General features: G+C 42.1%; 20 protein-coding genes. 14 read left to right on the top strand and 6 right to left on the bottom strand.

The annotated features are described in order from the left end of the window. Positions 1 to 59: 59 nt before the first annotated feature. Positions 60 to 959: a TetR/AcrR family transcriptional regulator gene (locus ABOA58_RS21485; RefSeq protein ID WP_350299939.1), complete on the bottom strand. Its 900-nt coding sequence runs from the start codon at positions 957 to 959 to the stop codon at positions 60 to 62. Between the two features lie 254 nt (positions 960 to 1,213). Here ABOA58_RS21485 and ABOA58_RS21480 point away from each other — a divergent pair, with 254 nt between their 5' ends. After that, positions 1,214 to 2,662, top strand: a complete 1,449-nt coding sequence (locus ABOA58_RS21480) for a DHA2 family efflux MFS transporter permease subunit (protein ID WP_350302931.1) — start codon at positions 1,214 to 1,216, stop codon at positions 2,660 to 2,662. Positions 2,663 to 2,974: 312 nt separating this feature from the next. On the opposite strand, the gene ABOA58_RS21475 is transcribed toward ABOA58_RS21480, so the two are convergent. After that, positions 2,975 to 4,978, bottom strand: a complete 2,004-nt coding sequence (locus ABOA58_RS21475) for a YhgE/Pip domain-containing protein (protein WP_350299938.1) — start codon at positions 4,976 to 4,978, stop codon at positions 2,975 to 2,977. Between the two features lie 120 nt (positions 4,979 to 5,098). Between ABOA58_RS21475 and ABOA58_RS21470 the strand changes: the two genes are divergently transcribed. Both ABOA58_RS21470 and ABOA58_RS21465 read left to right on the top strand, forming a co-directional pair. Continuing rightward, positions 5,099 to 6,001 (top strand): LysR family transcriptional regulator, encoded by a 903-nt coding sequence (locus ABOA58_RS21470; RefSeq protein ID WP_350299937.1) that lies wholly within the window; start codon positions 5,099 to 5,101, stop codon positions 5,999 to 6,001. A 197-nt stretch (positions 6,002 to 6,198) separates the two neighbouring features. After that, positions 6,199 to 6,900 (top strand): alpha/beta fold hydrolase, encoded by a 702-nt coding sequence (locus tag ABOA58_RS21465; protein ID WP_350299936.1) that lies wholly within the window; start codon positions 6,199 to 6,201, stop codon positions 6,898 to 6,900. A gap of 30 nt (positions 6,901 to 6,930) precedes the next feature. Here ABOA58_RS21465 and ABOA58_RS21460 read toward each other — a convergent pair whose 3' ends face one another. After that, positions 6,931 to 7,545 (bottom strand): TetR/AcrR family transcriptional regulator, encoded by a 615-nt coding sequence (locus ABOA58_RS21460; protein WP_350299935.1) that lies wholly within the window; start codon positions 7,543 to 7,545, stop codon positions 6,931 to 6,933. A 190-nt stretch (positions 7,546 to 7,735) separates the two neighbouring features. On the opposite strand from ABOA58_RS21460, the gene ABOA58_RS21455 reads away from it, so the two are divergent. Then, on the top strand, positions 7,736 to 8,494 hold the full coding sequence (locus ABOA58_RS21455; protein ID WP_350299934.1) for an SDR family oxidoreductase: 759 nt from the start codon (positions 7,736 to 7,738) through the stop codon (positions 8,492 to 8,494). Between the two features lie 390 nt (positions 8,495 to 8,884). Here ABOA58_RS21455 and ABOA58_RS21450 read toward each other — a convergent pair whose 3' ends face one another. The 3 genes from ABOA58_RS21450 to ABOA58_RS21440 all read right to left on the bottom strand — a co-directional run bounded on the left by ABOA58_RS21450 (position 8,885) and on the right by ABOA58_RS21440 (position 12,488). Next, entirely contained in the window at positions 8,885 to 9,586 is a 702-nt protein-coding gene (locus ABOA58_RS21450; protein WP_063232459.1) for a FadR/GntR family transcriptional regulator, read from the bottom strand. A gap of 150 nt (positions 9,587 to 9,736) precedes the next feature. Next, complete coding sequence (gene gudD / locus ABOA58_RS21445; RefSeq protein WP_350299933.1) at positions 9,737 to 11,095, bottom strand: glucarate dehydratase; 1,359 nt, start codon at positions 11,093 to 11,095, stop codon at positions 9,737 to 9,739. A 31-nt stretch (positions 11,096 to 11,126) separates the two neighbouring features. Next, positions 11,127 to 12,488, bottom strand: coding sequence for an MFS transporter (locus ABOA58_RS21440; protein ID WP_350299932.1), 1,362 nt, complete (start codon positions 12,486 to 12,488; stop codon positions 11,127 to 11,129). A gap of 320 nt (positions 12,489 to 12,808) precedes the next feature. Between ABOA58_RS21440 and kdgD the strand changes: the two genes are divergently transcribed. The 10 genes from kdgD to ABOA58_RS21390 all read left to right on the top strand — a co-directional run bounded on the left by kdgD (position 12,809) and on the right by ABOA58_RS21390 (position 23,450). Continuing rightward, positions 12,809 to 13,741, top strand: a complete 933-nt coding sequence (kdgD, locus tag ABOA58_RS21435) for a 5-dehydro-4-deoxyglucarate dehydratase (RefSeq protein ID WP_350299931.1) — start codon at positions 12,809 to 12,811, stop codon at positions 13,739 to 13,741. A gap of 18 nt (positions 13,742 to 13,759) precedes the next feature. Continuing rightward, a complete protein-coding gene (gene gucD, locus ABOA58_RS21430; protein WP_350299930.1) occupies positions 13,760 to 15,223 on the top strand; it encodes an alpha-ketoglutaric semialdehyde dehydrogenase GucD in 1,464 nt (487 codons plus the stop codon). Positions 15,224 to 15,311: 88 nt separating this feature from the next. Beyond that, positions 15,312 to 16,661 (top strand): glucarate dehydratase family protein, encoded by a 1,350-nt coding sequence (locus ABOA58_RS21425; RefSeq protein WP_350299929.1) that lies wholly within the window; start codon positions 15,312 to 15,314, stop codon positions 16,659 to 16,661. 212 nt (positions 16,662 to 16,873) lie between these two features. Further along, a complete protein-coding gene (locus tag ABOA58_RS21420) occupies positions 16,874 to 18,193 on the top strand; it encodes an MFS transporter (RefSeq protein ID WP_350299928.1) in 1,320 nt (439 codons plus the stop codon). Between the two features lie 144 nt (positions 18,194 to 18,337). Then, the gene (garD, locus tag ABOA58_RS21415; protein ID WP_350299927.1) at positions 18,338 to 19,873 is read left to right on the top strand and encodes a galactarate dehydratase; all 1,536 of its coding nucleotides are present in this window, start codon (positions 18,338 to 18,340) and stop codon (positions 19,871 to 19,873) included. An 857-nt stretch (positions 19,874 to 20,730) separates the two neighbouring features. Next, positions 20,731 to 21,183, top strand: a complete 453-nt coding sequence (locus tag ABOA58_RS21410; RefSeq protein ID WP_350299926.1) for a GNAT family N-acetyltransferase — start codon at positions 20,731 to 20,733, stop codon at positions 21,181 to 21,183. A 122-nt stretch (positions 21,184 to 21,305) separates the two neighbouring features. Further along, positions 21,306 to 21,626, top strand: coding sequence for a hypothetical protein (locus ABOA58_RS21405; protein WP_350299925.1), 321 nt, complete (start codon positions 21,306 to 21,308; stop codon positions 21,624 to 21,626). A 58-nt stretch (positions 21,627 to 21,684) separates the two neighbouring features. Beyond that, positions 21,685 to 22,155 carry a VOC family protein gene (locus tag ABOA58_RS21400; protein ID WP_350299924.1) on the top strand — a complete coding sequence of 157 codons (471 nt, stop codon included), beginning with the start codon at positions 21,685 to 21,687 and terminating at the stop codon, positions 22,153 to 22,155. Between the two features lie 44 nt (positions 22,156 to 22,199). Continuing rightward, complete coding sequence (locus ABOA58_RS21395; protein WP_350299923.1) at positions 22,200 to 22,649, top strand: ASCH domain-containing protein; 450 nt, start codon at positions 22,200 to 22,202, stop codon at positions 22,647 to 22,649. A gap of 102 nt (positions 22,650 to 22,751) precedes the next feature. Then, positions 22,752 to 23,450 (top strand): polysaccharide deacetylase family protein, encoded by a 699-nt coding sequence (locus ABOA58_RS21390; protein ID WP_350299922.1) that lies wholly within the window; start codon positions 22,752 to 22,754, stop codon positions 23,448 to 23,450. The last annotated feature ends 75 nt before the right edge of the window (positions 23,451 to 23,525 follow it).

The following is a 23,525-nucleotide window of genomic DNA, read 5'->3' as shown; positions in this document are numbered from 1 at the left end:
ATTCAAGAAGCCATAAAAAAAACACCTGCCATTTTCGGTAGGTGCGTGTGTCTCCATCTTCATCGGCTCAAACAAGAGGTGATGCTTTCTTCAAAAGACTCCATGTATGCTTGGATCTGTGAAGCATATCCAGTTTTCAAAGTGGCCAGTAGACTTTCTATCAAGAATTCTCGCGGTTTGTCTGACTGCATCAGCTCATCTTGGATGAAATCGACCAATTCAATGGCTCTTCTTCGATCTTCATCGCAAGGAATAGCTTTGTTTATCGCTTTTTTCAATTCCGTGGTGGAATGAAGCAAATCATTATGGCAAGCATCAAGCTGGTTTGTGAATTTTGGAAACCACGTATCCATTAATTCCGGATCAATGATCTGTTCGCCGCTTTCAGCCACTTCATTGACTAAATGGACAATACGGTTCATGCAATAGCGGATAATTTGTATGTCCGGTATACCAGCGGGATTAGCACGGTAACTAAAATGGCTCATGTGGGTCATCATCGAATGAAAGATAATGACGCTATCTAAAAGATAGGGTTTTTTACTTTCCCCGAAGATATCGATAAAACGGTTAAACATCCAACGTAAGCTCAACAATAGCGTCTTATTGATGAATTGTTTTAATTCTTCATCGTTGGAAACACGGACTTCTTCGATCAGTATAAGCAATTTGCTTTGCTTGTTCACCATCAATTGCAGTTCGAGCTGCCGGATGAAAATTTCAATATCGGCGGAATCTTGACCAATCAACAGTTTTTCCCGTTCATGGCGAATCTTTGTATAAACGGAACGGAAAATGGCTATAAATAATTCACCCTTCGAAGGGAAATAATTATAAAATGTACCTTTTGATATACCGCTGCCGTCTAGAATGTCCTGTATGGACGTGGCTTGGTAGCCTTTGTCAATAAACAGCTTATGAGCCGTATCGATGACATTCTGCCTTCGATTATTCATCATATCACCTAATTTTCATTATACTGCTTGTATAAATTTAATCGTACTCTATTTTTCATGGCAGCACAAACCCTTATTTAAACCAGTAAATTTTTATTGCAAAAAATGAACTAGGGGTATATTATTGATTTTGTGAGATTGAAATATACCGCTCGTCTAATTAAATGAACCGATAGTTTGAATGGAGGAATAGATAAAAAGTGAGTACTGCACAAATAAATGAGAAAAAGGGTTCGTATGGCATTTTGGCCATACTGATGGTCGGGGCGTTCATATCGATACTGAATTCAACCCTTTTAAATATTGCACTGCCATCAATTCAAATAGACCTGGGAATAGAGACTTCCACAGTTCAATGGCTGACAACTGGCTACATGCTCGTGAACGGAATCATGATTCCGACAACTGCCTTCTTAATAAGAAAATATTCGGTACGTAATCTGTTCCTGACAGCCATGCTCCTATTCTCAATCGGGACAATCGTGGCAGGTGTAGCGCATGTATTCCCGCTATTATTGAGCGCACGTATGGTTCAGGCTGCCGGTTCGGCAATCATGATGCCATTATTAATGAACGTACTTTTAACTTCTTTCCCTGTTGAAAAACGTGGCTCGGCAATGGGACTATTCGGTTTGGTCATGATGTTTGCCCCTGCAATCGGGCCGACGCTTTCAGGCTGGATCATTGAACATTATGATTGGAGAATGCTATTCCATTTCATTACTCCGCTAGCTTTACTAGTGCTTATTTTCGGCTTCTTTAAACTTAAAGACCACAAGGAAAAAGTCGATATCTCAATTGATAAAATATCGGTCATCCTTTCAAGCTTAGGCTTCGGCGGTTTGCTTTACGGATTCAGTTCGGCAGGCAGCAAGGGTTGGGATAGCCTTGAGGTATACGGAACACTGATTGTCGGTGCCATCTCCCTGATCCTTTTCATAACACGCCAGCTTAAAATGGAAACACCAATGCTTGAGTTCAAGATCTTCAAGCACCCGATGTTCGCTTTATCCGCAACGATCTCAATCGTACTGAACATGGCGATGTTCTCGGGGATGATCTTAATTCCGATGTACACACAAACAGTACGTGGCATTTCACCATTCGATTCTGGATTACTGATGCTTCCAGGTGCGTTATTAATGGCCCTCATGTCACCGGTTACCGGTAAGCTTTTCGATAAGTTCGGTGCCCGCATCCTTGCTTCAATCGGTTTGCTTATCACCGTGGTAACTACGTATTTGCTAAGTAAATTATCAATGGAAACTACGTATACAGAAATTGTAATCCTGTTTTCCGTTCGTTCCTTCGGGATGTCAATGTCCATGATGCCGATCATGACAAATGGTTTGAACTCGCTGCCAGCCCGCATGAACCCGCACGGTACAGCCATGAATAACACACTGAACCAAATTTCTGGTGCGATCGGTACGGCATTGCTCGTTACGGTCATGTCTAACCGTGCAGCTTCTACTGCCGAAGATTTAATGACGAAAGCGATGAGCAAATTAACAAGCCAGCCCACAGCTGAGATGATGGGCCAAATGAAAGCCCAAATCGGGATGCAGGCAATGCTCGATGGAATTAACTTCTCCTTCTTTGTATCTACCTTCATTGCCGGTGTGGCGCTGATTCTGGCATTATTCATTAAGCGCGCATGGCCAGCTGAAGAAAAACCAGCTATGAAAAAAGATCAAACCGCTTAAATGAAACAATAAAAAGCCCTATGCCACCTGAATCGTCAGGAAGCATAGGGCTTTTTTTTATAACTTCAGCCATCTAGTTTGATTTACAGCGGAATTAATTTAGGCTATAGCGGAATCATTCGACCTACCACCGATTTAATTCGACCTACCACCGATTTAATTCGACCCACGATGGAGTAATTCGACCCACGATGGAGTAATTCGACCCACGCAAGAATTAATTCGACCCACGAATCAATCAGTATGTTTTACCTGTTGATTTCACTTGTATACAAAAAAGCGCAGTGCCATTTGCACTGCGCTTTTTTTACATCAAGATGTCACTTCCTCTGAAGTTACTTTTGCTTGCTGGATATGACTGGCTATCCAGCAAATGATCGCCGCAGAAACGAGATAGGCAAGTAAAATCCAAATCTGCGCCTGCAAGTTTTCCCAGCCGCCTAAGGAGATGACCTCTTGAAGTTCCTTTAGTGAGTGGGCCATAGGTAAAAATTGACCGATTTTCGTCAATAATGACATGCCCAGTTCGCCTGGGAATGTTCCGCCGCACGTAGCCAATTGGAACACGAGAAGGGTCACGGCTGCGAATTTTCCGACCACTCCGAATACGGTCACCAGCATAAGAATGAACGTCATGAAGGTAAATGAAACGATGATGCTAGATAGAATGAATACAGGGACACTTGCTACATGTAAATGGAATCCAAGCAGGACCACTGCATCCACTAGAAGTGCCTGAATCAAGCCGATTACATATACCAGCATTAATTTATTCGTGAAATGAACGGTTCCGGTTACCTTAAGATTCTGCCTGCGGCCAAGCGGCAAGATATTGGAAGCCATGATGCCGCCTACATAAAAAGCCAATGACAGAAAATAAGGGGCAATTCCGGTTCCATAGTTAGGAACTTCAGATAAATTGGATTGGACCAATTGCACGGGTTCAGAGAACATTGAAGTGGTCGAATCGTCGTACTGAAGACTAGCCGTTTTATCGGCAGCTTCATTAAGCTTGGAGGATAACTTGCTTGAGCCCGCTTCCAGCGAAGCCAGTCCGTCTTGTAGTTCCGTCGATCCACTAGCTAGCTGGCTGCTTCCGCCAGCTAGCGAAACGATTCCAGCATTTAAAGTGGAAAAACCATTTGTCCATTTAGAGAAACCATTCGCGAATTCTTCAGATCCCTCGTTTAATTGCTTAGCACCTGAGGTAGCTTGTGCCATTCTATCACCAAAGGCATTCATCCCGGATTGAAGGGTCTCTTGTCCATCAGCCACTTTTTCAGCACCTTCGCCCAATTGCCTTTGACCGGCATTTAAAGTGGCAGCTGTTTTGGATAAACCTTCTGATAGGGCAATGATTTGCTTAAAGTCTTGATCCTTTACTGCATCAGGATGACTTTTCATATAGGCATCCAATTGTTTCTTAAGGGTATTCACTGTATCGGCAGCCTGTTCTTGCCCTTGCGTCAATTTTTCATTTCCGGCTGACCAGTCCTCAATACCCTGACTTACTTCATTCATCCCATTTTCCAATGAGTGATGTCCATCCGATAGCTGCTTCATGCCGGAATACAAGTTCTGGGAACCTGATGTTAATCCTTTCGCACCATGGGCTAAGGTTTCTTGTCCATCCAAGAGCTTGGCGCTTCCTGTTTGCAGTTTCTGGGCGCCATCATTCAAATCCTGAATGCCATCATCCAATTTCTCACTGCCGCCTTTCGCTTCCGCCGTTCCTTGATGAAGCTCTTCCGCTCCATCCCCGGCATCCGCCAAGCCTTTAGAAACCTCCTGGAATTTTGAAAGGATGCCTTCAGAATAGACTTTTGTAATGCTTGCGTTGATTTTTGCAGTCATCTTTTCAGCAGCAGTTGAGCTGATCTGTGAGGCAACGAAGTTTTTACCTGGATTAACAGTATACAAAAGTTTAGCTCTTTCCGGTTTTTCATCCATTAAAGTCGTGACATTTTCCGAAAAATGCTCCGGGATCGTGACAACCATATAATAGGTACCTTCTTCAAGGCCTGTATTAGCCTCCTTTGCCGTGACAAAGTGAAAGTCCAATTCTTTTTGCTTCTTCAATTGTTTAACGAAATCATCTCCAGCTTGGACTGGTTTATCATCCATTTCCGACCCCTTATCGAGATTGACCACTGCTACAGGGAGCTGATCCAACTTTCCATAAGGATTCCAATATCCAGCCAAGAAGAAACCAGAGTAAATCAATGGAACGACCAAAAGGAAAATCAAGGCGATTCTCCCGTGTTTATGTTTCCACATTGCTTTTATATCTTGAAATACAAGTTGTAAACCATTCATTATTGAGCCTGCCCTTTCTAACTAAGAGATTATTTCATGATAATGGCTTTTTTAGATACTGTATAATACATAATTGATTATGTAATAATAGATTTAAATCTATGTGAAGAGAGTGGGAATATGGAAATATTACAGCTGCAGTACTTTCAAACCGTAGCACGACTGGAACATATGACGAAGGCTGCGGAACAACTTCAAATAGCTCAGCCATCCCTCAGTAAAACCATATCCCGGCTTGAAGAGGATTTGGGTGTCGCACTGTTCGATAGGGAACACCGGAAAATCAAGCTCAATGCAGCCGGCCGAATATTCTTGAAACGGGTCGAACGCGCTTTTGCGGAACTGAATGAAGGAAGGCGCGAAATAGTGGAATTAGCAGATCAAGACCAAAAGAACATCACTTTGGCCGTTACCATTCCCAGGGTCCTGCCTGATTTATTGGGTACATTTTTATCTCAATACCCGGATGTCCGTTTTCAACAATTCCTAAAATCCATATCATCCATGAAGCAGCTTTTAATTGAAGGAGAAATCGATTATTGCATATCATCCGTTCCGATCGAAGGCCCGGACTTAAAGTGGGAACCGCTGATCACCGAAGAAATATACTTGATCGTGCCTCCCAATCATCGGCTGGCAGGCAGGGAAAGCATTACACTCCAAGAAGTGAAAGATGAACCATTCATCAGTATGAATACAGGCTTCGGGTTCCGCAGCCTAACCGACCAATTTTGCCTCGAAGCGGGATTCGTCCAGCACATCGCCTTCGAAGGAGATGAACCAGCTGTCATCTCGGACCTTGTCAGGAAAGGGTTGGGGGTCGCCTTCGTATCCGAATTGACATGGCTTCATCAAACCGGATCATTATCCCATAAAATCCGAATAACAGAACCTGCTTGTCAAAGAACAATAGGGCTCGGCTGGTCAGAAAAACGCTACTTCACCCCAGTAGCCAAGCAATTTCGGTTATTTGTCATTGATTACTTCGCTGCCGCCAACTCTGCTAGGCCAAAGGATGAATGAATGTTGTGAATGCCGAATAAATACGGATGAAGGCAGGAATAAAAGGTGTGAAGGCTGAAATTATTAGATGCAGGACGAATAAATGGGTGAAGGCATAAAAAGTATAATTTAATTATAGTGAACATAGTATTTTAGGAGGTTTTTTTAAAATAGATCGGGTTCAAAATGATGTATCCGATGCTGGGAGTTGAGCGGAGATGGAAATACGGGTTAATCAAATTGAATTGAATGGACTCACGTTTCAATACCGGGAGAGCGGGGATGTTTCTGCACCGCCGCTTGTTGTTCTTCACGCGCTGGGAAAAAGTTCGGATTCATGGGATCGAGCGGCTGCCGCATTAGGAGAAAATTATCGTGTTTTAGCTTTAGATTTACGGGGCCACGGTGGGAGTGCGAGAACTAATACATATACTTTTGAATTGATGTGCGATGATTTGCTTCATTTTGCGGATGCGCTTGATTTGGGAAGGTTTTCGCTAATGGGGCATTCCATGGGGGGGACGGTTTCCTATCTTTTCTCGCAAACTTTTCCTTCGAGGATAGAAAGGTTGATTGTCGAAGACACACCACCTCCTTTCTCGGATAAACCAATGGAGGTTCCTACCAGGCCTTCTGTTCCACTGCCGTTTGATTGGCAGGTAGTGCCTTCGATTCTACAGCAGCTTAATGAACCCGATCCCGAATGGTGGGCACGCCTCACCGATATTATGATGCCGACGCTTGTTATAGGGGGCGGGGCCAGCCATATTCCCCAAAACAAATTGCAGGAGGTTTCCGAGCTTATCCCGAATTGCGAATTGGTGACGATAGAGGATGCCGGACACTTTGTCCATGAAGATGATTTACCTGCTTTCTTGTCTGTCGTAAAAAGGTTTCTTTCCATAGGGCAGGCGCTTTAAGGCGATAGGAGGGTTGCCGGTGCAGCCCTCTTATTTCTGCTTTAAATGGTTTATTTTAAAGACGGCATTTACCGATTTATTATTAAGGATTTCCAGCAGCTGTTCAGCCATATAGTCAGCGCTATATTTAAAGCCAGTGTTGACCCATTCGATGATCATGCCCAATATCGCATATGCTTGGTAACTGGAGGCAAGTTCTTTATTGATCTTAGGGTTCGGCTGGTAATCTTCCAGGTCCTCCACTGGAAGTTTCTTCAACTCATTACAAATCCGTTCCAGTAATGTAGGCCATGCATTCGACTTTAGGATGAGGGTATAAATGTTTGCATGGTTAGCTACATGTTCAAATATTTTGATGACCGAAGCCGTTAGTTCATTGATGGTGAAAGTTTCGACGTTCTTATAAGGTTCCCGGTAAGATATGATCAAATCGGCAATCACATCCTCCATGACCTCTTCAAGCAGTTCCTCTTTGTACTGATAGTGTTTATAAAATGTACCCCGATTAAGGTCGGCGAGTTCTACAATATCAGTAATCGATATCTCCCTGAAATCCTTACTTTGCATTAAAGAAATGAGGGATTCTTTCAAAGCCATTTTGGATTTCCTGATCCTTCTATCAATCCCAGTATTATTATCAGTCATTTTGTTCATCCTTTGTTCGTTATTGTGCTTTTAATAAACATAATGATCACTTTCTGTTCATTATTCAACATTGAGGACAGCATTTGCTGATTGTATAAGCCTACCGAAACTAATTATACTATAAAGGAAGTTAGTTAATGAACATCTGTGCAATAAGTATCACTTCACTAGAATGAATGGGGGAGTTCAAATGAAATTACAAGACAAAGTTGCAGTAGTGACAGGCGCAGCATCAGGCATGGGAAAACAAATTGCTATAGATTACGCTCGAGAAGGAGCTAAAGTCGTCGTATCGGATTTAAATCTTGATGGTGCGAACGAAACGGTAGAAGAAATAAAAGCGAATGGCGGAATGGCCTTTGCCATTAAAACGAACGTAGCGGTGGAGGAAGATATTCAACATATGATCGATACCACGGTCAGTACGTATGGTACGGTGGATATTTTGGTCAATAACGCGGGTATCATGGACGGCATGGAACCAGCTGGAGACGTTGAAGATTCTAGATGGGATCGGATTTTTGCCATTAACACGACAAGCGTCATGCGTTCGACTAGAAAGGTGTTGCCAATCTTTTTAGAAAAACAAAAAGGGATTATCATCAATATTGCTTCAGCTGGCGGTTTATACGGTGCTCGGGCTGGTGCGGCTTACACTGCCTCTAAACACGCAGTCGTTGGGTTCACAAAAAACACGGGCTTCATGTATGCCAATAAAGGGATTCGCTGCAATGCAATAGCACCAGGCGGAGTTGAAACCAATATTGGTTCCAGCATGACGAATATCAATGAGTTTGGCTTCTCTCGCCAACAATTGGGTATGGCGATCAATCCACGCAATGGCAAACCTGAGGAAATCGCTAAAGTGGCTTTGTTCCTAGCTTCAGACGATTCCAGTTTTGTTAATGGTACTGTCATCACGGCAGATGCTGGTTGGAGTGCATATTAAGCCGTAAATTAAATAGAGAATGGTCAAGTACTTGGTGACTGATATATGCATTCCTGCCAGTAAGCAGGGATGCATTTTTTTGAGTGAAGCATTGGCAGGTTCATTGGATGGGGAATTTGGTTAGCCAGACAATTTGCTAGAGGACGTTTCAACTTCATTCGGTAGTCCTGACATTGTCATTTCAATCGAAAGTGGATTAGTGGGGGCTGGATAGTTCCACTACTATCCAGTTTTTCTCAAAAAGAATTATGCTATCAATTGGATTAAAAAGATAAGTTGAACTCTGAAATCTCGGAAGCAAAATAGGTTCCCTGAAAAAATCCACTTTCCCTATGAAATTGGATCATTGAGTGATCCATTAGTTTACTGCGATACCTCGCAAACGATATATTAATTGGCGTGAGAATATTGAAGGACTTTCTGACGGACGTAATCAAGGTGCTTGTACATTTGGCTGAATGCTTCATGTGGATCATGTGCTGCAAGTGCCGCATAGATGGCTTTATGATACTTCACAGTCAGTTCCCGTTCTCTGAATTGAATCAGGCTATTTATTTTATTATGAGTGATCAATAAGGAATCGATCATGCCTTCAATTATGGGATTGTTCGCACTTAAAGCAATGATCTTGTGGAATTCTTTATCGGCCTCTCCATAATCGTTGTCTTCACTATTGGCAATCGTGTCAATCGTAACTTGCAGTTTTTCCAGTTGTTCGTCTGTGATCTTCTCGGCAGCCATTGTTACTAATCCCAACTCCAATGCCATTCGCGCTTCGATGATCGCTGGTAAATTATCCGTAGCCAGCGCCAGCATGACAGAGAATGGATGTGTACCGATTTTATCGTTAAAAAATGTTCCTTCACGCGTTTTCCGTGTAATGACCCCTAGTGTATCAAGTGCACTGAGCGCCTCACGTAAAACAGGCCGGCTTACTTCAAGTTCTTTCATAAGTTCCATTTCAGGAGGCAGTTTGTCGCCCGCTTTCATTTGTCCGCTGACGAGCAGATGCACAATTTGATCCACGACTTGTTGTGAAAGAGTGTTGCGATGTACCGATTGTACGCCTAATTTCTTTGACGATTCTTCCATTGTGTAACCCCTTTTCTGTTAAATCCTATATGTATTCATACTGTAAGACTAATTATATAATATAATACACTTATTTGCATGTAGACCTATGTCCAAAAAAAGTAAAATGCGCCGCTCTTAAGAGAGTGACGCATGCATTCCTTTAAAAAATCATCTAACAAGGCAAGGTGATTTTGGATTGAACTTCCATCCGGAGACCAGGTATTGCATAGCCATTGAATCATCACGGGCACCAAGTCCTTTTTGTTTATAAAGCTGATGTGCCTTCTCGATTTGTTCCATATCCACTTCAATTCCAAGTCCGGGTTTGGAAGGGACATCGACCATTCCGCCGACAATTTTAAAAGGTTCTTTCGTCAAACGCTGCCCATCCTGCCAAATCCAGTGGGTATCGATCGCAGTGATTTTTCCTGGTGCGGCTGCAGCAACGTGTGTAAACATGGCAAGTGAAATGTCAAAGTGATTATTCGAGTGTGATCCCCAAGTCAATCCCCAGTCGTTACACATTTGAGCGACACGGACGGAGCCCTGCATCGTCCAAAAATGCGGATCGGCAAGAGGAATGTCCACGGATTGAAGTTGAATGGAGTGCCCCATTTGCCTCCAGTCCGTTGCAATCATATTCGTAGCGGTTGGAAGGCCCGTTGCGCGCCTGAATTCCGTCATGATTTCCCGGGCGGAAAAGCCATTTTCCGCTCCGCATGGATCTTCCGCATAAGCCAAAACATGATGCTGATCCCGGCAAAGTTTAATCGCATCCTCAAGCAGCCAGCCGCCATTTGGGTCAAGGGTGATCCTGGCTTCAGGGAAGCGTTCCGCAAGTGCCGTCACCGCTTCGATTTCTTCTTCCCCGCGCAAAACCCCGCCTTTCAATTTAAAATCATTGAATCCATAGCGAGAGTGGGCGGCTTCTGCCAAGCGGACAATCGATTCGGGTGTCAGCGCTTCCTCATGACGGAGGCGAAGCCAGTCATCTTCCGCTTCCGGTTCGCTTAAATAACCAAGATCTGTTTTATTTCGGTCACCTACATAAAATAAGTAGCCCAGCATTTCCACTTTATCACGCTGCTGTCCTTCGCCGAGAAGGGCTGCGACTGGAACACCTAAATGTTGGCCAACTAAATCAAGAAGTGCAGCTTCCAATGCTGTTACGGCATGAATGGCAATACGAAGATCGAAAGTCTGAAGGCCGCGCCCTCCAGCATCGCGGTCCGCAAACTGCTTGCGGATGGTATTTAGAATGTTGTTGTATGTCCCAATGGACTGGCCGACAACCAATTGTTTGGCATCTTCGAGTGTTTGGCGGATTTTTTCGCCCCCAGGAACTTCACCTACACCTGTATTACCAGCATTGTCTTTTAGAATGACGATGTTCCGGGTGAAATAAGGAGCATGGGCACCACTCAAGTTCAGCAGCATGCCGTCATGGCCCGCAACTGGAATGACGCTCATTTCAGAAATTACCGGTGTGCCGATTTTTACATTATCCTTAAGTAATTGATTGTTCATGATTTTTCCCCCTACCAGAATATTTAGTTGACTATGACTTTAACTCTACACGTTTAATTTCACCAACCAGGAATAAATAACTTAAAATAGCGACAAGAGCATTGGCACATACGAAGACTAGCGCCCCATTGAACGACCCTGTCGTGGCAATGATATATCCGATGATAATCGGTGTTGTAATGCCTGCAATGTTACCGAATGTGTTGAAAAGCCCGCCGCTGACACCGGACATTTCTTTTGGTGAGGTATCGGCCACTACCGCCCAGCCGAGTGCCCCAAATCCTTTACCGAAAAACGCAAGGGCCATAACGAAAATGACAACCCATTCTGTATCTACATAGTTTGCTGCCACCAAGCTCATCGATAGAATCATCCCAACAACAATTGGAACTTTTCGGGCGACAGTCAATGAGAAGCCCTTCCGTAACAAGAAATCCGAGAATGTCCCTCCGAGAATGCCGCCAAAAAATCCACAAATGGCCGGAAGGGAAGCGACGAATCCAACTTCAAGAATGGTCATGCCCCTTTCTTGTACAAGGTACACAGGAAACCATGTCAGGAAAAAGTACGTTAACGTCGTAATGCAATATTGTCCGAGATAAACACCTAACAGCATGCGGTTTGATAAAAGCTGCTTAATATGATTCCAGTTGACGCCTTTCTTTTCCTCCTTATTTGTACTGGTTTGATCCATATTGATCAAAGCGCCGCCCGCTTCGATATATTCAAGCTCAGCTTTGTTGATGCGAGGATGTTCCTTTGGGCCATAAATCGTTTTCAGCCAGATGAAAGCAACGACGATTCCTAAAGCACCCATAAAGAAGAAGACGTATTCCCAACCGAATTTATACGTAATGTAACCCATGATCGGTGCAAAGAGAACGGTTGCAAAATACTGGGCGGAATTGAAAGTGGCAGCCGCGGTTCCGCGTTCATGGCTTGGGAACCAGGTAGCAACGATGCGGCTGTTGGCCGGAAAGGAAGGGGCCTCTGCCAATCCAACTAAAAAACGCAGTCCGAACAATACCATGACAGCCGTTCCCGCAGAACCGAAAAAACCGAGAAACCCTTGTAAAAGCGTAAAGGTAGACCATAACGTGATACTCCAAAAGTAAACTTTTTTCGAGCCAAAACGGTCTAAAAGCCATCCGCCTGGAATTTGTCCAGCTACATAAGACCAAGCGAAAGCGGAGAAAACATATCCCATCATGACTGAATCGAGACCAAGCTGACCAGACATGTCCGTCCCCGCAATGGATAGCGTCGCACGATCCGCATAATTCAGGGCTGTAACCAAAAAGAGCATAAAGACAATGAACCATCGTGTGCGTGTTTTTTTCTGGGCACTTGGCAGTTTAGGAGATGGTTGAAAAACTTTTTCTTCAGCGTTCATATACTCACTTCCTTCATCGTATTTAATTATATTTTTTATTTGATACCGCTTACAATGTTAACTGTTTCCTCCTTCGTGAAAATTCTTAATATTTAGTTTTGTCCAATGGTAAGACAAATAAAATTGTTTGTCAATGGCTTTTTTTCTTAAAAGTTTTTTCATTTTAGCTCCATCATTATCGTGTTTTTTTGTATATATTAGAAGCGAAATTATGGAGGGATGAAGTCCTGCTTCATTTTTCAGAAAATAATAAAAATACGATTGACCAGACGGTGTATTTGTCTTACAATAAAACAATAATACACAAGGGGGAATAAAAAATGAATAAGATTCGCAAGGCACCTAAAGGAATTCTCGGATTTCCCGTGGCACCATTCACAACGAGTAATAAGCTTGATGAACAAGCACTCGCCCAAAATATCCAATTTTTATTAGATGAGGGACTAGAGGCAATTTTCGTGGCATGTGCAGCAGCGGAATATCCATCGTTAAGTAAAGAGGAATATGAAGCGATGGTTGAGGTAGCCGTATCCGTCACCGCTGGAAAAGTACCTGTATATACAGGGGTAGGCGGGAATATTCAAACTTCCCTCGAACTTGCCAGAATATCTGCGGATAAAGGGGCAGATGGTTATTTAATATTACCTCCATATCTCGTTACTGGAGAACAGGCAGGTCTGGCGGCTTATTTCAAAGCCATCGCAGAGAGTACAAACTTAAATTCCATCGTATATCAGCGTGATAATGTAGCATTTTCACTTTCAACTTTGGAAGCGCTTGCTGAGGTCCCGCAGGTGGTCGGCGTCAAAGACGGTCTGGGCAATATGGAGCTGAATGGACTCCTTACACAAACCTTCGGAAAACGTTTCGGCTGGCTGAACGGAATGCCGCTTGCGGAAGTTACCATGTCGGCCTACGTTCCACTTGGCTTTGACTCATATTCATCGGCGATTTCCAATTACATCCCGCATATCTCACGAAAATTCTATAATGGCCTTTTGAGCGGAGATCAAGAAACGGTCAATGAAATATACCAGCAGGTCATCATGCCAATCAACAACATTCGCCGTCAGCGAAAAGGATATGCCGTTTCTCTCATTAAAGCAGGTATGGAGATTATGGGAATGCCGGTTGGGCAAACAGTCAGATTACCAATTCTACCGGTGGAAAAAGAACATTATGCAGAGATGCAAACGATATTAGAGAATGCTTTAAATCGTTTTCCAAAAGAAACACCAATTCAATCAATCTAATAAGGGTGGGGATTATATATGATAACTACAGTTCAAACAAAAACGTATCTTAACTATATTAACGGTGAATGGGTTGCTTCCATTTCAAATGAAGTTGAAAAAAGTTTAAACCCGGCAGATAAACAGGCAATCGTCGGATATGTACAAAAATCTACCAAGGATGACTTGAACCTGGCTGTGGAAGCTGCGAAAAAGGCGAAAGATAAATGGCGTAAACTAGCTGGTTCAGAGCGCGGGGAGTATCTGTATAAGGTAGCGCAAATTCTTGAAAAGCGGATTGATGAAATTGCAGAATGTGCAACAAGGGAAATGGGAAAGACATTTGCTGAAACAAAAGGGGAAACGGCACGCGGTATTGCGATCCTGAAATACTATGCAGGAGAAGGAATGCGTAAGGTGGGGGATGTCATTCCATCCACCGACAGTTCAGCGCTTATGTTCACGACGCGCGTCCCGCTTGGTGTAGTCGGCGTCATCACACCTTGGAATTTCCCGATCGCCATCCCAATCTGGAAGATGGCTCCTGCTCTAGTATATGGGAATACGATTGTGGTCAAGCCAGCCACCGAGACGGCCATCACCTGTGCAAAGATCATGGAGTGTTTTGAAGAAGCCGGTTTACCGGCGGGTGTAATCAATATGGTCACAGGACCGGGCAGTGTCATCGGGCAGGGCATCGCCGATCACGAAGATGTAAACGGCATTACCTTCACCGGCTCAAACGGCGTTGGAAAAAGAATTGGACAAGCGGCGTTAGCACGCGGAGCGAAATACCAGCTTGAAATGGGCGGGAAAAACCCGGTAATCGTTGCAGCGGATGCGGATCTTAATCTGGCTGTAGAAGCCGTCATTACAGGTGCCTTCCGTTCAACGGGGCAAAAATGTACCGCGACAAGCCGTGTCATCGTTGCAGCTGAAGTTTATGAAGAGTTCAAACAGCTGTTGGTGAAAGAAACGAAAGGCATTTCCATCGGAGATGGATTGGACAGTGGGACATGGATGGGACCATGTGCTAGCGAAAATCAATTGAATACGGTTCTTTCCTATATTAAAAAAGGAGTGGAAGAAGGCGCTGAACTTCTGATTGGCGGAAAGCGTGCTGAAGAAGGCTCTCAGGCAAATGGCTTTTATGTAGAGCCTACGATTTTTGATAACTGTACGTCAGATATGACAATTGTACAGGAAGAAATTTTTGGTCCGGTGATTGCTTTATTGAAAGCTGATTCAGTTGAAGAGGCTCTGCAACTTGCGAACAGCGTGGAATACGGCCTTAGTGCTTCGATTTTCACAGCCAATATCAAACATTTGCTTTCATTTGTTAACGATATGGAAGCGGGATTGATCAGGGTTAACGCCGAGAGCGCAGGCGTTGAATTGCAGGCGCCGTTTGGCGGCATGAAAAACTCCAGCTCCCACTCAAGGGAACAAGGAGAAGCAGCAAAAGAGTTTTTCACATCCATTAAAACGGTGTTTGTAAAATAATATAAAGTAAATGCGATCAATAGATAACGCTTTCGAATTAATGATTAAAGAACTTATGAAGTTAATAAATCTGGAAGGAAGTTAAATAATGAAATTGCAGGGATCGCCAATTATTACAGATATGAAGGTTATTCCAGTAGCAGGGTATGATAGTGCCCTGCTCACATTAAGTGGCTGTCATGCTCCTTATTTTACTCGTAATATTGTTATTTTAGAAGATGAAACGGGGAATACAGGTATCGGTGAGATTCATGGCGGCGATGATATTACTAGAATGATAGAAAGTTATCGTCCATTTGTTGTAGGACAAGAGATTGCCGATTATAGAGGTTGTATTACTGCCATACGTAAAGGTGGTTTGAGTATAAAAGGTGACTCTGGTGAAGGGTTGCAAGGATTAAATTTAGCCAATTTAAAATTTGTTGTGCAAGCAGAGGCTGCTGTTGAATGCGCGATGATGGACTTGCTTGGTAAATTTGTTAATAAACCAATTGCAGCATTGCTTGGCGATGGAGGTATTCAACGTACAGAAGTTCCTTTCTTAGGCTATTTATTCTATATCGCAGATATGGAAAAACTCGATCTTAATTATTTACGTGAAACACAATTTAAGGATGATTGGGATCGTGTTAGACGAATTGAAACGTTAACAGCTGAAGGAATTGTAGCTCAAGCAAAAGCAGCTGAAGCTCGTTATGGATTTAAGAGTTTCAAATTAAAAGGTGGAGTACTTCGAGGGGAAGAAGAAATGGAAGCGATTCAAGCTTTACATGAAGCATTCCCTGATTCAAGAATTAATCTTGATCCAAATGGAGCATGGTCATTGGAAGAAGCCATTATGCTTTGCAAAGGTAAAGGAGATATACTTGCATATATTGAAGATCCGTGTGGTCCTGAAGCGGGATTCTCTAGCCGTGAAATAATGGCTGAATTTAAGATTGCAACCGGATTACCTGTTGCTACAAATATGATTGCTACAAATTGGCGTCAATTTCATCATGCAGCAACACTTAGAGCGGTCGATATTGTGTTAGCTGACCCTCATTTCTGGACATTGAATGGTAGTATCCGTATGGCACATGTATTAAACGATTGGGGCTTAACATGGGGGTCGCATTCCAATAATCACTTTGATATTACATTAGCAGCATTTACACAAGTAGCAGCTGCTGCGCCAGGGAATATTTCACCAATCGATACGCACTATATTTGGCAAGATGGCCAAGAATTATGTGATGATCCATTACAAATTATAGATGGAGTAATTAAACTACCTGATAAACCAGGTTTAGGTGTGGAAATAAATATGGATAAAGTTATGAAAGCAAATGAATTGTATAGAAGTCTGCCTTATCATGATCGTGATGATTCAACTTCTATGCAATATCTAATTAAAGAGTGGAAATATAACTCTAAAAAACCATGTATGGTGAGATAAACTTCGGATTAAATGAATGGGTAATTACCATGAGTAAAATTAATATCTCAATCTAGTAAAGATGAAATTATTAATATTCTACTCATGGTAGTTGCCAAAAAAAAAATAATTGTAAGCCCTTACTTTATTAAATTCACAATTCAATAACAAAAAAAGGTATTAAATTGAAACCGTATTTCTCTGAAAAATTAAGAGATAAAGGAGGAAGCTTAATGAACAGTAGCGTTGCTCAACGCATCCGCAATGAGAATGAACATCCTAAAAAAACCAATGTGCGTTTTACCATACTTGCAATGTTATTTATCGTGACCGTTATTAATTATATTGATCGTTCTGCGTTGGGTATAGCTGCTCCAGTAATGAAAGAAGACCTTGCTTTCGATGCAGTGAAATTAGGTGTTGCTTTTTCAGCCTTTAACTGGGCATATACTGCATTTAACATTCCTGGAGGTTGGTTATTAGATAGATTTGGAGCACGTAAAGTTTATGGTGTTGCTTTATTATTATGGTCCACATTTACCTTTTTTCAAGGATTTATTAGTACCTTACTTGGTTTATTCATTTTAAGATTCTTGGTTGGTATTACTGAAGCTCCATCTTTTCCAGGAAATAGCAGATTGACAACGATGTGGTTTCCACAACATGAACGTGGACGAGCAGTATCGATTTATAACTCAGCACAATATTTTGGATTAGCACTTTTCACACCGGTCATGGCATGGATTTTACAAGAGTTTGGCTGGCACGATGTTTTCTTTGTTGCAGGAGGAGCAGGTATCTTTGTAGCAATATTATGGTTTGCATTTGTACGTGAACCATACAACCATCCACGTGTAAATCAAGCAGAAATCGATTATATTAATTCAGGTGGAGGGTTAGCAAATAAAGAAGAAAAAAGAAAAGTGAACTGGTCTGATATCCGGCTTTTGTTGACAAACAGACAAATGGTCGGAATTTATATTGGTCAGTATGCGTTGAATACAATTGTTTGGTTTTTCTTAACTTGGTTCCCTACATATCTCGTAACGGAGAAGGGTTTATCTCTAATTCAAACAGGATTTGCTGCATCGGTACCTTATATAGGAGCATTTTTTGGAGGTATCGTTGGCGGGATCATTTCCGACATATTATTGAAAAAGGGGAAATCGCTCGCTGTTGCACGTAAAACACCGATTATCACTGGGTTTCTTTTATCCAGCAGTATCGTTTTAGCTAACTTCACTTCAAATATTTTTCTTCTTATCCTAATCATGTCCATTGCCTTTTTCGCAAAAGGTTTGGCAGGTCTTACATGGTCTCTTGTCGGTGATATGGCTCCAAAAGAACTTATTGGATTAACTGGGGGTATTTTTAATACCATTGGGAATATCGCGGGTATTGTAACGCCGCTTGTCATTGGCTTTATTTTAGCCAAAACAAATTCCTTTAGCGGTGCCCTGATCTTTGTTGCCAGTGTATTGTTCATAGGTGCTCTATCCTACATTTTCATAGTAAATAAACCTGAAAGAATCGTATTAATAGACAAAAATTAACAGAAGAAAAGAAAATAAAATACGTATGTTTAAAGTTGTAACGAAGTTCCCTAAAAGCATGAGGAATATAATTGAAGCCATTGGAAAAGCAATCTTTATATCAGACAAGCATGCTAGCTTAATTATATTGAAAGGGTTGGTAAAGTGGATACGAAAACGCAACTGTCGGAGGTACCGCTTTATATTAAGGTGAATGGGATCGACAATGTCGCCATCGTGGTTAATACGGGGGGCTTGGATCAAGGAACCGTTTTCCCGTGTGGGCTTGAATTGAAAGAAAGAGTGCCACAAGGCCACAAAGTGGCTTTAATGGATATAGTCCAGAATGAAGCCATCATACGCTATGGGGAAGTTATCGGTTATGCGGCAGAATCAATCAGTAAGGGCTGTTGGATTGACGAATCACTGGTGATACTTCCGTCTTCTCCGGATTTAAAGGAATTGCCGGTAGCAAATGATATTCCGAAAACTTTACCCCCGCTTGAAGGATATACATTTCAAGGATTCCGCAATGGAGATGGCAGTGTTGGAACCAAGAATATATTGGGCATTACAACTAGCGTTCAATGTGTAGTGGGCGTGCTGGATTTCGTCGTGAACCGGATAAAAAAAGAGCTTCTCCCGAAGTATCCCAATGTTGATGATGTTTTCGCCATAAATCACAATTATGGATGCGGAGTCGCTATCAATGCACCAGAAGCGGTCATTCCCATTCGCACGATACAGAACCTCGCGAAACACCCGAATTTCGGCGGGGAAGCCTTGGTAGTTGGACTGGGGTGTGAAAAACTATCTCCAATGAGAATAAATCCAAGCGGGGACGATTCAGATATCATTTCACTTCAGGATCAGCAGGGATTTGCGGGAATGGTCCAATCCATTATGGAAATGGCAGAGGAACGTTTAATCAAGTTGAACCGCCGGCAGCGGGAGACATTTCCGGTTTCCGAATTAGTCATCGGCACGCAGTGCGGTGGAAGTGATGCATTCTCTGGTGTCACAGCTAACCCTGCCGTAGGATATGCTACAGATCTGTTAGTCAGGGCAGGGGCAACCGTTCTATTCTCTGAAGTAACAGAAGTACGGGATGCGATTCATCTATTAACGCCTCGTGCAGTGAATGAAGAAGTGGGGAGAGCTTTAATAAAGGAAATGGATTGGTATGATAACTATCTTGCATTGGGTGATGCCGATCGAAGTGCCAATCCGTCGCCTGGAAACAAAAAGGGCGGATTGGCCAATGTAGTGGAAAAATCATTAGGCTCCATTGCCAAATCCGGAAGCAGCCCCATTTCAGGCGTACTGGCTCCAGGTGAAAAAGCAGCGGAAAAAGGGCTGATTTTTGCCGCTACACCAGCTAGTGACTTTGTTTGCGGAACGCTTCAGCTCGCTTCCGGCATGCACCTTCAAGTTTTTTCAACTGGAAGAGGCACACCTTATAATCTCGCAATGGCTTCCGTCATCAAAGTATCTACACGAAATACACTGACAGAGCAATGGAAAGATCTGATCGATATAAATGCTGGAACCATCGCTACTGGTGAAGCAACCATAGAGGAAGTTGGGTGGGAAATATTTCACCTTATTCTGGAAGTGGCCAGTGGTAAAAAGAAAACCTGGGCAGAGCATTGGGGGCTGCATAATGATTTGGCACTGTTCAATCCTGCGCCAATTACCTAATAATGATTCACTTGACGGACTTCCTTTTATAGGGGTCCTTTTTTTGTTGGTCCAAATTTTATGGGTTGATTGAAAAGTAAAAAGACTTCAAAATCCTTCTATTTTAAGTGAATTTTGAAGTCCCCTAAAATAAGGACATTACCATCTATCACTGTATACCTTTTCCTGTACAGGTCACTGAGGACATCGCTGTTTAGGTTATTTGTATAGGTATAAACATCCCGAGGCTGATAAACGAAGGGTGATACTTCTTTATACGTATATAAAGTGTATCCGTCATATGCCTCGCCAGCAATCTTATACGATTCGAATCGGATTACATAATCACCCTTTCCCCCTTCTCCCTCAATTACATAGTATTCATGACCTAAAAGTAACCGAGGGATAATAGTAAGGACTAATAGCACAAATATAACATTGGTTATAATTGTTGTTACCGTTTTGTTAGTGAAGTATATGTATGAGAAAAACCAAAAGATAAATAGAAAAAGGAAGTCGGGTAGAATTGTACCAAATATAAATTCCTTCCCATCGGATGGAGACACTAAAACAAATCCTATAAATGAAAGGACTATCATAACAAGCCTAAGAAGCGCATAAACTGCTGCCGTTGAAATGAAAAAGATACATATTGTACGTTTCATTCCACTCATTATTATTTTCAACGGTTAATATCACCCCAGTCCAATCCTACTCTACCATAAATATTCTTGGAATTTACAAGAAAAGGATTTTGGTTGAATCACTGTCATTATTTTTCCTCCAGAAAAGAGGACCGCCGGACTATTGGCAGAAGTTATTAATGAACGAATGATTTTCATCAGGGGAATACTGAAGTACATATCAGGAGGGATAGCATGGTCACATTCAGGAATGCGACAGCAGAAGACTTAAGTGAAATCGTACAGATGCTTGCGGATGATGTTTTGGGGAGGGAAAGGGAGCGCTATGAAAATCCGCTTCCAGACAGCTATATAAAAGCATTTGAATCCATTGATGCAGATGAGAATAATGAATTGATCGTTGCATGTCTTGGTGAGGAAATCGTTGGGGTGCAGCAAATCACTTTCACTCCTTATATTACCCATCAAGGCGGTTGGAGAGCTACGATCGAAGGGGTTCGGACGGCATCTACAGAACGAGGGAAAGGTATTGGAAGCAAGTTGATTCAATATGCTATTGACCGTGCAAAAGCGCGGGGCTGCCTTATCATTCAACTGACGACCGATAAAAAGCGGGAAGAAACGCTGCGTTTTTATGAACGTTTAGGATTCAAATCCACTCATGAAGGCATGAAAATGAAACTTTAATTCACGGTCTTTTGTCCCCTTTTTTTGTGCACAACAACTTGTCTGGTATTATATGTTAAAATTATTTGTGAGATATTAATAGATGTATATAGGATTTAAAAACTGATGAAAGGGTGAGCTCGATGGAAAACGAAGCGTGTATTCAGAAGAGATACGGTGTAATTAGTTTTACTTCATTCATCATTGGAATCATTTGCTTTTTTACTGTTTTTATTACACCTATCAATATGGAAAATATCGGGAGTCTGACGGGTGATTATATAACGCTTTTCCTTACGATTACCGGCATCGTCCTATCTGTCATGGGAATTTTGAAGAAAACGGAGAAAAAAGTGATTTCTATCATTTCTTTGGTTTTTTCCTCATCTTTCTTTATATTTTGGGTTATCGTCATCACTTTGCTGTTAACTGGTGAAATAGAAATGCCCCGTAGAACAAATTAGATAAAGGGGTTATATGTAGGTCTAAGCTAATGGGGTCTGACTATAAAGGGGCGGTTCAATGATAAGAGGTTTATATGAAGCACATTTACCGGTTCGTGATTTGAAACGTTCCATCGAATTCTATGAGGGGCTTGGTTTGCAGTTGGATCATAAAGTTGAAGACAACCTGGCTTTTCTATGGATTGAAAAGGATAAAAGTTGGCTGGGGCTTTGGGAATCGGAAAAAGTGAAAGTTGAGTATCATCCCTCCCTACGGCATATCGCTTTTCAAGTATCATTGGAAGATTTAAAGTGCTCAGTCGCATGGCTTGAAGATAGAGGCTATGCGCCAAGAGAGGCTTTTGGATTTGAACCAATTGAACCTTTCGTGATGCCTCACGGGGAATATGCCCACGCTAAAATTCACTTTAATGATCCAGACGGAAACAGTTTGGAGTTAATTAGTAAACTGGATAATCCAAAAAAAATCAAGAATCGTATGTATTTAAGTGAATGGGAACATGAATACAGAAGTGAAAAAAACGAATGATAAATGGGCGGAAATTTTAAGAATAAGAATGGGAGAGTCATAGAATGAATGTCAAAGCGGAATTATATTGGAATGCATTTTGGCAAGGGAAAGAAGAAGAAAAACCCCATTCAGTCAGTGCGTGGCAATTCGGGGCCGATCCCGATCAATTGGCTCAATTAGTGATGGCTGGGATAAAAACCGCTACATGCTCGGGGTATGTTTTTTATGAGGAAGAAACTGAACCATTACCATCCGTGGGTGATTATAGCATTATTTTAAGCGGTGAGGATGAGCCCTTAGCCATCATCCAAACAGTGAAAGTCGAAGTATTGCCCATGAATGAAGTGAGTGAAGAGTTTGCGATTGCAGAAGGGGAAGGCGATCGAACATATACATACTGGTGGGACGCACATGAAAAATTTTTTAAAGAAGAACTGGACAAAATCGGACACACCTTTCAAGTAGATATGCTGCTAGTGTGTGAGCGTTTTGAATTGATACATGTAAAGTGAATGAAGCCGGATTGATCGGAAGATAGCAATAAGTGTTTTCTTTCAGTGATTTGATATAATAGGTCATTGGATTGAAAAACTTATAGAAAGATAGGTATTTGCATGAAAAAGAAACTGATATTCATTGGATTGGGAATCCTGGTTGTTTTCCTGCTATTGTTTGGTACGTATAAATTAATGAATTCAAGAACATATCAGGTATTCGGTGGATTAACGGATAATGTCGAGACGAATGAAAAAGTGGTCGCTTTGACTTTTGATGATGGCCCATCAAAGAATGTAAATCAAATCCTTCCGTTATTGGATAAATACGATGTAAAGGCTACATTCTTCCTGATTGGTAATGAAATCGAAAAGTATCCAGAGGAAGCGGGAAAAATAGCGGAAGCAGGACATCAGATTGGCAATCACACGTATTCCCACAGGCGAATGGTGTTTAAATCGCCTTCTTATATCAAGGCGGAAATCGAGAAAACGGATAAATTAATTCAAAACTCCGGATATAAGGGTGAAATTGATATCCGGCCGCCAAACGGGAAAAAAATCTTAGGTTTGCCTTATTATTTAAATAAAAACGATAGAGACACCATTACTTGGAATTTGGAACCAGATAGCTATTACACTTCAGCTTCTGACAAAGTGAAGTATGTGAAGGAAAATATAAGACCAGGTTCGATCATCCTGATGCATCCGATGTACGATGATACAGGTAAAGAGCTTCAAGCGATTGAAGGGATCTTACAAGAGTTAACGAATGAAGGGTATACGTTTGTAACGGTCAATGAACTTCAGGAAATGTAGTTTCATTTTTCGTCCAGACGATTTTCGAAGAATCGGGTTGCTGCGGCAGCCCTTTTTTATGTGATTTACAGAATA

Source organism: Peribacillus frigoritolerans, assembly GCF_040250305.1.
Classification (GTDB): Bacteria; Bacillota; Bacilli; order Bacillales; family DSM-1321; genus Peribacillus.
This window is presented reverse-complemented; position numbering and strand designations above follow the sequence as displayed.

Excerpts from the sequence above, each read along its gene's own strand:
- ABOA58_RS21450 (WP_063232459.1), bottom strand. The coding sequence starts at position 9,586 with ATGGAAGAATCGTCAAAGAAATTAGGCGTACAATCGGTACATCGCAAC.
- ABOA58_RS21485 (WP_350299939.1), bottom strand. The coding sequence starts at position 959 with ATGATGAATAATCGAAGGCAGAATGTCATCGATACGGCTCATAAGCTG.
- gudD (WP_350299933.1), bottom strand. The coding sequence starts at position 11,095 with ATGAACAATCAATTACTTAAGGATAATGTAAAAATCGGCACACCGGTA.
- ABOA58_RS21440 (WP_350299932.1), bottom strand. The coding sequence starts at position 12,488 with ATGAACGCTGAAGAAAAAGTTTTTCAACCATCTCCTAAACTGCCAAGT.
- ABOA58_RS21390 (WP_350299922.1), top strand. The coding sequence starts at position 22,752 with ATGAAAAAGAAACTGATATTCATTGGATTGGGAATCCTGGTTGTTTTC.
- ABOA58_RS21455 (WP_350299934.1), top strand. The coding sequence starts at position 7,736 with ATGAAATTACAAGACAAAGTTGCAGTAGTGACAGGCGCAGCATCAGGC.
- gucD (WP_350299930.1), top strand. The coding sequence starts at position 13,760 with ATGATAACTACAGTTCAAACAAAAACGTATCTTAACTATATTAACGGT.
- ABOA58_RS21475 (WP_350299938.1), bottom strand. The coding sequence starts at position 4,978 with ATGAATGGTTTACAACTTGTATTTCAAGATATAAAAGCAATGTGGAAA.
- ABOA58_RS21400 (WP_350299924.1), top strand. The coding sequence starts at position 21,685 with ATGATAAGAGGTTTATATGAAGCACATTTACCGGTTCGTGATTTGAAA.
- kdgD (WP_350299931.1), top strand. The coding sequence starts at position 12,809 with ATGAATAAGATTCGCAAGGCACCTAAAGGAATTCTCGGATTTCCCGTG.
- ABOA58_RS21465 (WP_350299936.1), top strand. The coding sequence starts at position 6,199 with ATGGAAATACGGGTTAATCAAATTGAATTGAATGGACTCACGTTTCAA.
- ABOA58_RS21410 (WP_350299926.1), top strand. The coding sequence starts at position 20,731 with ATGGTCACATTCAGGAATGCGACAGCAGAAGACTTAAGTGAAATCGTA.
- ABOA58_RS21395 (WP_350299923.1), top strand. The coding sequence starts at position 22,200 with ATGAATGTCAAAGCGGAATTATATTGGAATGCATTTTGGCAAGGGAAA.
- ABOA58_RS21425 (WP_350299929.1), top strand. The coding sequence starts at position 15,312 with ATGAAATTGCAGGGATCGCCAATTATTACAGATATGAAGGTTATTCCA.
- ABOA58_RS21420 (WP_350299928.1), top strand. The coding sequence starts at position 16,874 with ATGAACAGTAGCGTTGCTCAACGCATCCGCAATGAGAATGAACATCCT.
- ABOA58_RS21470 (WP_350299937.1), top strand. The coding sequence starts at position 5,099 with ATGGAAATATTACAGCTGCAGTACTTTCAAACCGTAGCACGACTGGAA.
- ABOA58_RS21405 (WP_350299925.1), top strand. The coding sequence starts at position 21,306 with ATGGAAAACGAAGCGTGTATTCAGAAGAGATACGGTGTAATTAGTTTT.
- ABOA58_RS21480 (WP_350302931.1), top strand. The coding sequence starts at position 1,214 with ATGGTCGGGGCGTTCATATCGATACTGAATTCAACCCTTTTAAATATT.
- ABOA58_RS21460 (WP_350299935.1), bottom strand. The coding sequence starts at position 7,545 with ATGACTGATAATAATACTGGGATTGATAGAAGGATCAGGAAATCCAAA.